Origin of the sequence: Marinicella pacifica (genome assembly GCF_014636635.1) — a bacterium.
Lineage (GTDB): Bacteria > Pseudomonadota > Gammaproteobacteria > Xanthomonadales > Marinicellaceae > Marinicella > Marinicella pacifica.
In genome coordinates, this window is sequence record NZ_BMEO01000010.1 from 25,330 (window position 1) to 37,202 (window position 11,873).

General features: G+C 44.7%; 9 protein-coding genes. 8 read left to right on the forward strand and 1 reads right to left on the reverse strand.

Annotated features, from left to right (window positions below):
• Window positions 1-78: 78 nt before the first annotated feature.
• The 6 genes from IEV16_RS10565 to arsB all read left to right on the forward strand — a co-directional run bounded on the left by IEV16_RS10565 (window position 79) and on the right by arsB (window position 6,587).
• Entirely contained in the window at window positions 79-1,323 is a 1,245-nt protein-coding gene (locus tag IEV16_RS10565) for a lipoprotein-releasing ABC transporter permease subunit (protein WP_188365676.1), read from the forward strand.
• Window positions 1,316-2,008 (forward strand): lipoprotein-releasing ABC transporter ATP-binding protein LolD, encoded by a 693-nt coding sequence (gene lolD, locus IEV16_RS10570; RefSeq protein ID WP_188365677.1) that lies wholly within the window; start codon window positions 1,316-1,318, stop codon window positions 2,006-2,008. Before IEV16_RS10565 ends, lolD begins: the two co-directional genes overlap by 8 nt.
• A gap of 59 nt (window positions 2,009-2,067) precedes the next feature.
• A complete protein-coding gene (locus IEV16_RS10575; RefSeq protein WP_188365678.1) occupies window positions 2,068-4,299 on the forward strand; it encodes a DNA internalization-related competence protein ComEC/Rec2 in 2,232 nt (743 codons plus the stop codon).
• Window positions 4,300-4,801: 502 nt separating this feature from the next.
• Window positions 4,802-5,137: an ArsR/SmtB family transcription factor gene (locus IEV16_RS10580; protein WP_188365679.1), complete on the forward strand. Its 336-nt coding sequence runs from the start codon at window positions 4,802-4,804 to the stop codon at window positions 5,135-5,137.
• On the forward strand, window positions 5,137-5,562 hold the full coding sequence (locus tag IEV16_RS10585) for an arsenate reductase ArsC (RefSeq protein ID WP_188365680.1): 426 nt from the start codon (window positions 5,137-5,139) through the stop codon (window positions 5,560-5,562). The genes IEV16_RS10580 and IEV16_RS10585 overlap by 1 nt, the downstream gene beginning before the upstream one ends.
• A 14-nt stretch (window positions 5,563-5,576) precedes the next feature.
• Window positions 5,577-6,587, forward strand: coding sequence for an ACR3 family arsenite efflux transporter (gene arsB, locus IEV16_RS10590; RefSeq protein WP_188365681.1), 1,011 nt, complete (start codon window positions 5,577-5,579; stop codon window positions 6,585-6,587).
• Window positions 6,588-6,602: 15 nt separating this feature from the next.
• On the opposite strand, the gene ggt is transcribed toward arsB, so the two are convergent.
• Window positions 6,603-8,291, reverse strand: a complete 1,689-nt coding sequence (gene ggt / locus IEV16_RS10595) for a gamma-glutamyltransferase (protein WP_188365682.1) — start codon at window positions 8,289-8,291, stop codon at window positions 6,603-6,605.
• A gap of 133 nt (window positions 8,292-8,424) precedes the next feature.
• Between ggt and IEV16_RS10600 the strand changes: the two genes are divergently transcribed.
• Window positions 8,425-9,462, forward strand: coding sequence for a GGDEF domain-containing protein (locus tag IEV16_RS10600; protein ID WP_188365683.1), 1,038 nt, complete (start codon window positions 8,425-8,427; stop codon window positions 9,460-9,462).
• A 27-nt stretch (window positions 9,463-9,489) separates the two neighbouring features.
• Window positions 9,490-11,868: a zinc-dependent metalloprotease gene (locus tag IEV16_RS10605; protein ID WP_188365684.1), complete on the forward strand. Its 2,379-nt coding sequence runs from the start codon at window positions 9,490-9,492 to the stop codon at window positions 11,866-11,868.
• The last annotated feature ends 5 nt before the right edge of the window (window positions 11,869-11,873 follow it).

Sequence of the window (11,873 nt, forward strand, 5' to 3'; positions counted from 1 at the left end):
GGTTTTTTTATGCAAACTGCGTATTGAGTTAATCGCCGGAATCAGTCAAAATGTAAGACCTTCAATGGACAAACAATTATGAATTTACCCCTTCTTATTGGTTTGCGATATACCCGCGCCAAAAGAAAGAATCATTTTATTTCATTTATTTCACTGATTTCAATGGGTGGTATTGCCATTGGTGTGATGACCGTAATAGTCGTCATAGGTGTGATGAACGGCTTTAACAAAGAGTTTCAAGATCGCATGCTCAGCACCGTGTCTCACGCCACCATTTCAGCCTTTCAGGGAGAACATTTAAACGACTACCAAAATGCCATTGAAAAAGTCACTGCACACCCTGAGGTGACCGGTGCAGCACCCTACATCCGTACCGAGGGTATGCTGCAGGGCATGAACACCGAAGGGGCTTTAATTCAGGGCATCGTGCCGACAGATGAAAAACAGGTCACTGAATTTCAAAACAACATGCGATACGGGCAATTGGATGATTTACAGGCCGGTGAATTTAATATTATTTTAGGCATCGATTTAGCGGCCCATTTGGGGGTGGGTCCCGGCGACAAAGTGACCTTGTATGTACCTGAGTTTCGCACCACCGCTGTTGGCATCACACCCCGTCTAAAAAGATTTACGGTGACAGGTGTTTTTGAAGTTGGCATGTATGAATATGATTTTAAATTGGCTTTGATTCATTTAAAAGATGCCGCTACATTGTTGCGTCTGCCCAAAGGTGCGGCTGAAGGCGTCCGCATTAAAGTTAATGATCTGATGCAGGCGCCACGTATCGTGCGAGAATTGGGGCCGCGGTTGGAAGGCTTTTATCGTATCCGGGACTGGACCCAAGAACATGTGAATTATTTTAAGGCCACCAAAACCGAACGTACGGTGATGTTTATTATACTGTCCATGATTGTGGCGGTGGCGGCTTTTAACATTTTATCCACATTGGTGATGTTGGTGACCGATAAACAATCCGATGTGGCAATCTTACGCACACTCGGACTGTCCGGCGGTCAGGTGATGGGTGTGTTTATGGTCACCGGCACCCTAATTGGCTTTATCGGTACCGTGCTCGGCACCATCGCCGGCTTATTATTCGCCATCAATATTAACAGCATCATTGCCACGCTGGAAAGCTGGTTTAACACCAGTTTTTTGGCCAAAGACGTGTATTACATCAGTGAAATTTATGCCGACTTACACGCAGCTGATGTGCTGACCATTGTTGGTATCGCTTTTGGTCTGTCCATTCTGGCCACTTTGTATCCGGCCTGGCGGGCTTCACGGGTTCAACCTGCGGAGGCTTTGCGCTATGAATAATCCCGCCACCATCATTGCCTGCCAAAACCTCACCAAATCTTTTGAAGATGCCGACAAAAAAATCACCGTCTTCGAAGCACTTGATTTTGACATTCAATCCGGTCAAAGTGTCGCCATTATGGGTGCCTCCGGCTCAGGTAAAAGCACCTTATTGCACCTTCTCGGCGGACTTGATATGCCCACCAGCGGCCGGGTGTCTGTTTGTGGTCATGACATGGCAAAGCTTGGCAACAAAAAGCGCGGTCTGGTGAGAAATAAACACCTCGGATTTGTGTATCAGTTTCATCATTTACTGCCGGAATTTTCTGCTTTAGAAAATGTCATGATGCCTCTGTTGATCGGCCGTGAACCCAAATCATCCGCGCGCCAAAAAGCCACAGAAATTTTATCTCAAGTGGGATTGGCTGAACGCCTCAGTCATCGTCCGGGTCAATTATCAGGTGGTGAACGACAACGGGCCGCCATTGCCAGAGCCCTGGTTACCAGCCCCGATTGTATTTTGGCCGACGAGCCCACCGGTAATCTGGACGAAGACACCGCCCTTTCGGTGATGAAATTATTTATTGATCTGAACCAACAGCACCACACCGCTTTGGTGGTGGTGACCCATGATCGCCAGGTGGCGCAGTTAATGCAAACCACTTATCAACTTAAACACGGAGACTTACAAGCATTGCCAGATTAAACATCCTGCGAATAACTCCGGGCTTAGCACTGGCTTTTTTGGTCGGATGCGCTCAGCTTTTGTGGTTGCCCAACCTCACTGTTGGCGGCATTTGGTTCTTAGCGGGTGCGGTTGTATGTGCGATCACAATTCGTTTATGGTCCAGATTCACACCTTATGGCTTGGGTTATTTAAGTGGTTTGTTATTGGTTCTGGTGTCGGCTAACTCACAACAAAAGCAACAAATAACTCGTATGGAACACCGTTCAATCCAGGCGGTTATTACAGATTTGCCCGTGGTTTCACCCCATAAAACAAGTTTTATCCTTGAAACAGCGGATCACCAAAAAATTCTTGTCAGCCACTACCGTGGTTTTCAGACCCGTGCCGCCACAACACCCATACCGGACTACAAGCCGGGTGAACAATACCATTTTGAAGTATTGTTAAAACCGCCTCACGGCACTGCCAATGGTGTCGGGTTTGACCGAGAGCGCTGGCTTTTTCGCCATGGTATTGATGCTGTTGGCTCAATTCAGCAGGCCCGTCAAAGTGAAAATTTACGTCCGGCCTTTAGAACTTCATTAACAATCAAGATCAATCAGTGGCGTCACCATGTATCCGGTCAATTAAATCGGTTGTTTCCTGATTCACGCAGCAATGCACTGCTGCATGCCTTATCCATCGGCGACAAAAGCCGCTTTGAACCTCAGGATCATCGATTATTTCAGACCACCGGCACTGCCCATATCATTGCCATCTCAGGGTTACATATTGGCATGGTGGCGGCCATCGGTGGCGGTCTGGGCTGGTTATTGTTTGCTGTTTTCCCACAACAGCGTATACCGCGTCCATTGATTCAGGTCATGATTGGCTTGTCTTTGGCCATTGCTTATGCCGCATTGGCGGGATTTGCGGTCTCAACCCAACGGGCTTTGATTATGTTATCGGTTTATGCCTGTTTTAAATGGATACGTCGCAGTGCTTATGCCTGGGATGTGTGGTCCGTCAGTTTATTGCTGGTGCTTATTAGCGATCCTTTAAGTGTTCTTGATAATGGTTTTTGGCTGTCTTTTTGGGCGGTTGCGGTGCTTATTTTTGCTTTTCAGGGGCGCCCTACGTCATCGCCCAATTGGCTTAATTTTATCAAAGTTCAGTGGCTATTGCTGATCGGAATGATGCCCTTAAGTTTCCTGCAGTTTGGCAATTTAAAGTTGTTCACACCACTGGTTAATTTGATTGCCATCCCACTTATGACGGTGTTATTGATTCCTTTTTTACTGGTTATGCTTTTTTGGCTGCATCTTAGTCCTGATGTTCCGATGATTTTGGTGAATCATCTGGACTCGGTTTCTCGTTTGTTCTGGCGATTGCTTGATTGGTTTGACACCATGGCTGTGACGCCAATATCATGGTCGGTTTATGGCATTTGGTCATTGGTTTTACTGACCCTGGCTGCCATTATTTTATTGATGCCCAAAGCCATTCCCCAAAGGTTTTGGGCATTGCTGCTGATTCCGATTGCCCTGTGGCCACCCACTGATAGACCAGCGGTCGGACATTTCAGAGCCGACATTCTGGATGTTGGTCAAGGCACATCAGTGCTCATCAGAACCCGCAATCACCACATACTTTACGATGTGGGAGCACGCTTCCCAAGTGGTTATAACTTCGCCGATGCGACTATTGTGCCATTGCTAAAACACCACAGAATCCATTATTTAGACCGTGTTATATTGTCCCACAAAGACAATGATCACGCCGGTGCTTATCCGGCTTTGAACAAGGCCATAAAAATAGGTCAAACGTTTAGCACCGACGGACGCCACATGCCCTGTGTCGCCGGTCAGGCGTGGACCTGGGATCAGGTTCGGTTTGAAATCATCAGTCCTTATAATCTGCAACCTTACTTAAATAATAACAGTTCATGCGTGCTTAAAGTCAACGGCTCAGGGTTTTCGTTTTTGCTTACCGGCGACATCGAACAGGCGGTTGAATACCGATTAAGTCAACACCATCGTCAACAGATTCAGTCGGATGTTTTATTAATTCCGCACCATGGCAGCAACACCTCATCCACCTCAGAATTTGTGTCCGCAGTCAATCCGCAACTCGCCATCAATTCATCCGGCGCATACAATCAGTTTAAACACCCCACAGAACAAGTCAAAGCTAATTATGAAAATCTAAAAATTCCCATCATCGACACCCAAACCAGCGGCCGAATAACACTTATAACACCCAAAAATAAAACTGATTCATTTAAAACGTTTCAATTCCGTCATCAAAACCCAAGAATATGGCGTAGATAATGTGGTGCCATTGACACAAACCAGTTCACATACAGTTATATCATTAACGACCATTCCTAAATATTTCCAGGCCATCATCGGCTAAGCCGTTTTTGTTGAGGCCCAATGTAACAGACATAATACTTGGCCATTAATATGACTACTGAAAGCTGTTTATCCATGTCATCACTAACATTTCTTCATCATGGAATATAAATGCATGCTGAAATTATTGCTCAGACACCTGCCGAACATTCACAATGTATGATGCTTGTATATTTTAACCAGGTCACATGTATTCTCATAGGTGTAGATAATTTTATACTGTACGCAACCACCCTATTCGTCTGCTTTTACTCAATATATCCACAATGCAAAGTATATTATCGATAAGATCAGTATCATGATTCTCGCATTCCAACTATCTTCCACTGAATTATCTGCATCATTCTCAACCCATCACTTGACATGTCGCAATCAGTCATAAATAATGAACATTCGCATATGCGCATATCCATATTAAATGCAATTAATTGATTTTTTTAAAGTGCTTTCAAATCCGGTGAGACTGCGATCACTTAATTTACTGGCCTACAGATATCCGGACAGTCTCTGTGTCTGTGACTTTATGGAACTGCTGGATTATTCGCAAACCATGGTATCAAGGCATTTCAAACAATTCAGAGATTTAGGCTTGGTGACAACCGAGCAGAAAGATCAATGGGTGCATTACCGTCTCAATAAAAATATGCCTGAAAACCGTTGGGAATTATTACATACCTGCCTGCAACAAGCTGCTGAAGAATCACCCTATAAGGATGATATCAAAAGCTTATCAAGCTTAAAGGAACATTGCTAATGAAGAAAAATATATTATTTTTATGCACCGGCAACAGTTGCCGCTCACAAATGGCAGAAGGCTGGTTACGACATCTAAAAGAAGCGCATTTTAACGCTTACTCTGCGGGGATTGAACAACATGGTCTCAACAGCCATGCCGTTCAAGTGATGGCTGAAGCAGGTGTAGATATAAGCCACCACCAATCTAATAGTCTCGATGATCTGGCAGACGTTGATTTTGATTATGTCTTCACAGTTTGTGGACATGCCCATGAAACCTGCCCGTATTTTCCAGGATCTGCCAAAGTCATCCATGTGGGGTTTGATGATCCACCGAAATTGACTGAATCACTGACTGAAGAATCCGAAATTCTGGACTGTTACCGACGGGTACGTGATGAAATCAAATCATTCATTCAAGAAATTGAAAAACATTTAACTTAAAGGAACAAAAAACCATGGGATTATTTGAACGTTATTTATCATTATGGGTGGCTATTTGTATCACCGTTGGTGTGACACTCGGCTATTTATTTCCGGCTATTTTTACCACAGTGGCAGCTTTAGAGTATGCCCATGTCAATCTGGTTATTGCAGTCCTTATTTGGGTGATGATTTACCCCATGATGGTTCAGGTTGATTTTACGTCCATTAAAGACACCGGTAACAATCCGAAAGGCTTATTACTCACGTTGATTATTAACTGGCTCATTAAACCATTTAGTATGGCGGCTTTGGGTTATTTATTTTTTAAGGTGTTTTTTGCTTCATGGGTGGACCCAAGTGATGCCACAGAATACATCGCCGGTATGATATTACTGGGTGTGGCACCCTGCACCGCCATGGTGTTTGTCTGGAGCCAGTTAACCAAAGGCAATCCTAATTTCACGCTGGTGCAAGTCTCTATTAATGACATCATTATGATTTTTGCTTTTGCACCCATTGCCGCATTACTCCTGGGTGTCACGGACATTCATGTGCCCTGGCAAACCTTGACCGTATCCGTCATTCTGTATGTCCTGTTACCGATGTTGGCCGGCTGGCTGACCAGAAAGCTGCTTAAAAATAATGTCGACGGCCTGTTAAAAACACTAAAACCGTGGTCTATTATCGGTTTGCTGGCCACGGTGATTCTATTATTCGGCTTACAAGCTGAAAAAATAATTAACCAGCCGCTGGCTATTGTCCTGATTGCCATACCATTGCTTATTCAGACTTATGGCATATTTTTTATTGCCTACTACATTGCAAAACGTATGCGGTTATCATATGACATTGCTGCACCGGCCTGTTTAATCGGAACATCTAATTTCTTCGAATTGGCTGTGGCTGTGGCCATATCATTATTTGGTTTGAATTCAGGGGCTGCCTTGGCCACCGTTGTTGGTGTCCTTGTCGAAGTGCCTGTGATGTTGTCTCTGGTGGCTTTTTCTAACCGGACACAGCATTGGTTTAAAGCAAATACTTGATAAGAAAATATATAGCTAATAACCCGCAGCGTGGCCATCCTTACGGCTTTCAGAAGCGCCCCAATAAACACCGTTATCCGCTTTCATAATGGCCTGATAGCCACCGTATGGTCCGTTGGCAAACTGGATTTTATGACCTTTTCGCATCAGCCCGCGTATGGTGTCAAAAGAAAAGCCGGTTTCTAAATTTAAAATGCCACCATCAGACATTTTTTCATCGGTGGGTTGTGAAGAACCGGTGTGATGAATTCTGGGCGCATCGCCGGCAGCCTGAACATCCATGCCAAAATCAATCATATTCACCACAATTTGGGCATGGCCTTGTGGCTGCATGGCACCACCCATTAAACCAAAACTCATATAAGGTTGACCCTCTTTGGTAATAAAGGCCGGGATGATGGTGTGAAAGGGTCTTTTACCGCCTTCAAAAGCATTGACATGGCCTTCTTTCAGGGAAAACATTTCACCACGATCCTGTAAAACAAAACCCAGGCCCGTTGGGGTCATGCCGGAACCCATACCGCGGTAATTACTCTGAATTAATGACACCATATTGCCGTCTTTATCGGCTGTGGTCAGATAAATGGTGTCACCCGCTTCTAAGGCCGGATTGCCAGCCGGATAACTTTTAGCCGCTTTATTTAAATCAATCAGTGCAGCTCTTTTTTTAGCATAGTTTTTGCTGATTAATGCTTTGACTGGCAATTGATTAAAATCCGGATCGGCATAATATTTGGCCCGGTCTTCAAAAGCGAGTTTTTTGGCTTCTGTGAACAGATGCACATAGTCTGCCGAATCTAAACGCATGGATCTCACATTAAATTGTTCAAGGATATTAAGGATTTGTAAAGCCGCGATACCTTGTCCGTTGGGTGGCAGCTCCCAGATATCATAGCCACGGTAGTTGCTACTAACGGGTTCTACCCATTCACCTGTATGACTGGCGAGGTCTTCATAACTGAGGTGTCCGCCATGGGCTTGCATATAATCTGCAATGGTGTGTGCAATTTTACCTTTATAAAAGGCATCGCGTCCCTCTTTGGCAATTAACTTCAAGGTGTTGGCCAAATTTGGGTTTTTCCAGACATCACCTTCTTTGGGTGCTTTGCCAGCATGCGTCATTTGTTCGGTAAAACCCGGCCATTTTTCTAAGACCGGAACAGACCGGTTCCAATAATAAGCAATCAACTGGGTGACAGGAAATCCTTTTTCGGCATAATCAATGGTCGGTTGCAGAATTTTTTCCATCGGTAATTGACCAAACCGTTGATGCAGCATAAACCAGCCATCCACGGCTCCCGGTACAGTCACAGGCAAAGGCCCGTGGCTGGGAATTTTGTCATGGCCATTGTCTTTGAACCATTGCAAACTTAATGATTTCGGGGAACGTCCGGAACCATTTAAGCCATAGAGCTTATTGCTTTTGGCGTCCCAGACAATGGCAAACAAATCACCGCCAATACCGTTACCGGTGGGTTCCACCAAGCCCAGCAAAGCATTGGCCGCAATCGCGGCATCGATGGCATTACCACCCTCACGCATTATCTCAAGCGCCACCTGAGTCGCCAGAGGCTGAGAAGTGGCCGCCATGGCTTCAGAAGCCAGAACCGGTGACCGGCTGGCAAAGGTGGAACCGGTGACACGATCCATAGCCATTGTGCCGGTAGATAAAAGTATGCTTAAACAGACAGTGAGGAACTTCATGGTTTTGTATATAATGTTTGGTTTAATTTTATTGTAAAAGAATCGGCCGACGAACGCACAATGAAAATATTTTTTTGTGCCATTGGCTATGTTGTATTGAATAAAACTAATGGTGCTTAAAAAACCAATAATTATGGATTCACAAGCTAAATTTTCACTGCACAATCGTTTTAGCAATCACAAGAGAACCGTGCTAACTTTGCTGTTAATTTTTAGCGGTCTGGCCGTGCTGATTTTTGCCGTGGTTAATTATTTTCGCGAAAAATACCTATTATTTTCGATTGAATTGATTGGTTCGTGTCTTAGCTTTTTATTGTTGTATTGGCTGATTCAAAACCCGGGATTTAAACGCTATCAGCACATTGCACTGGCTTACGTGCTTTTATTCTGTCTGTTTTTGGTGCTTGTTTTTGCCTCTCTTGAGGTTTACATGACCGCTTATGTTTTTGTACTGTTAATGCCTTTGATAGCCCATCTCTTACTGGGGTGTCGCTTAGGTTTTATCATTACGGCCATTTTTTTAATGTCATCCGCAATTATTTTCATCAACCAGTACCAGGGTCATGTTATTTTGACTGAAAGATTGGGCTTTTATAATGTGGTGATTGTGACCACATTGGTTTGGATTCTGGCTTTCAGTTATGAGCGTGCCAATGAGCATGTCAGGGCTGATTTAATTCATCAGGCGAGCCATGATTTTCTCACCGGTCTGTATAATCGCACCATGCTTAATGACATTTACCGGCATAAATTAAACAAATCCATCAACCACAATAAACCGTTAAGTATGTTTGTCTCTGATCTGGATTACTTCAAGAAAATCAATGACCTCTATGGGCACAAGGCCGGCGATGAATTTATCCGGGAATTTGCTGTTATTTTAAACAAACTCGCCGGACCCAACAGCGCCTGCTTTCGTGTCGGCGGAGAGGAGTTTTGTGTCATTCTGGCCAGTACCGATCAGCAAAACTGCCGTCAAGTGGCTGAGAACATCCGTCGTGCCACCGAAAATATTCGTCTGAAAACCGATCATCAAGATATCACTGTTACCGTGAGCATGGGTATGGCCACCTGTTATGATAAAAACTGTGAGATGTCAGATTTGTTAAAAATTGCGGATAAAAATTTATACAAAGCCAAACAACAAGGTCGAAACCGGGTTGTTGGATAAATTCACCACCTCATAAAAGTATCGCTTATGAAAAATACAATTACCCTGTTCAGTCTTCTAATCAGTTTCCATATAGCTGCCAATAATATTGATGATTATGTTCGGGACATGCAGCTTCATTCTGGTTTTTTTAATTTTTACTGGGATAACAGCGAGGCTAAAATCTTTCTGGAAATATCTGACTATAATAAAGAGTTCTTGTACATTAATTATTTACAAACCGGTGTCGGTTCCAATGACATTGGCTTAGACCGTGGACAAATCGGTAATAACCGGGTGGTTCACTTTGAACGCCATGGACCCAAAATATTGCTGGTACAGGCCAACCAAACGTATCGTGCCATCAGTGACAATCCCCAAGAACGACAAGCGGTCGAAGATGGTTTTGCCCGTTCTGTGCTGTGGGGCACTGAGGTCGTGGCCGAACAAAACGACACTGTCTTGGTTGATGTAACCGAGTTTTTACTCCAAGATTCACAACATATTCAAAGCCGTTTAAAACAACTCAAAGAAGGTCAGTTTTCAATCGATCAATCACGTTCGGTCATTTATCAGCCAAACACAGAAAGCTTTCCGGACAACACTGAATTTGAGGCTTTAATCACCTTAACCGGTGACAATGCCGGTCAATACCTGCGCAGTGTAACGCCTGATAACACCGCCGTCACTGTTCGAACGCATCACTCTTTTGTGCGTTTACCCGAACAAGTGATGCAACCCAGAGAATACGATCCGCGTTCCGGTGGCATTCCCCTCACTTTTTATGACTATGCCGCGCCTTTGGATGAAAACATGAAGGTGCAATGGGCGATTCGCCATCGTTTAGAAACCGATAACACAGGTCAGGTTATAAAACCCATTGTTTACTACCTGGATTCCGGCACACCCGAGCCAATCCGTTCGGCTTTATTGGAAGGCGCCGCCTGGTGGCAAGAAGCCTTTGACTCTGCCGGCTTTAACAAGGCTTTCGAGGTGAAAATGCTACCAGAGGATGCCAATCCTCTGGACATTCGTTACAACACCATTCAATGGGTGCACCGCGCCACCCGTGGCTGGTCCTATGGTTACAGTGTGGTCGATCCACGCAGTGGTGAAATCCTCAAAGGCCACGTCACCTTAGGTTCTTTACGGGTACGCCAGGATATGCGCATTGCTCAGGCCTTATTGTCGCCATTTAAAAACGGTCAAACCGACACGTCTGTCATTCAGAACATGGCTTTAGCCCGCTTACGCCAATTATCGGCCCATGAAGTGGGTCATACCCTGGGGCTGATTCATAATTTTCATGCCAGCAGTCTAAACCGAAGTTCAGTGATGGATTATCCACATCCGCTGGTGCAAATTAAAGCGGGTGAAATTGATTTAAGTCAGGCCTATGACGTCGGTATTGGTGACTGGGATAAAATTGCCATAAATTACCTCTACCGTGAATTTGACTCAAACCAAAATGTTCATCAAGAACTTCAACAAATTATTGATGAAGCGCAACAAGCCGGACATGTCATGATTGCTGACCGAGATGCCAGAGCAGTCGGTGGTGCGCAACCACAAGCGCATCTTTGGGACAATGGCGCTGATGCCGTCGAAGCATTAAATCAGGTCTTAACAGTGCGCGCCAAAGCCCTGGAACAGTTTGGTCTGGATACACTGCCGGATGGTGCTGCCGTGGCGGAATTACAGCGTTTATTTGTGCCTTTGTATTTATTTCATCGTTATCAGGTTGAAGCGGCGGTTAAATTAATTGCCGGGGTGGATTATCACTATGCCATTAAAGGTCAAACGCCACCGGTTGAATCACAAATAGTTTCCGCTGAAACACAACAAAAGGCCTTAACCGCTGTCCTCAAAACCATTGATGTCAACACCCTTAAAATTGATGATGATATCGCCGAGTTATTGTTACCGAGACCGGCCGGTGATAACCAGGACAGGGAAATTTTCACATCCCGCAGTGGCGTCACTTTTGATACCGCATCAGCGGTTGAAGCGGCGGCTGACTTGAGCCTGTCCTTATTGTTACATCCACACCGGATGAATCGACTCAGTGAACAACACGCCCGTCAAAAAGACATTTTATCTGTGTCCGATGTATTGCAACAATTATCTAAAGCCACCTGGCAACAAAAACACCGACAAGCCAGCAATCAATGGCTACAAAACAGTGTCAACTGGCTCACCTTACAAAACCTGTTACACCTTTCACAACACCAGCAAACCGCACCCCAAGTAAAAGCCCAGGTGGATACTTTTCTACATGACTATGCCGGGAACAAACATGGCGAACACATGGGGCAACTGATTGCGGATGAAATCAAACGTTATTTTAAAGGTCAGTGGTCAACGGATAAAAAAGAACGGCCACAATTACCACCGGGTTCACCCATTGGAATGACGATGCCTGATTAATTCGA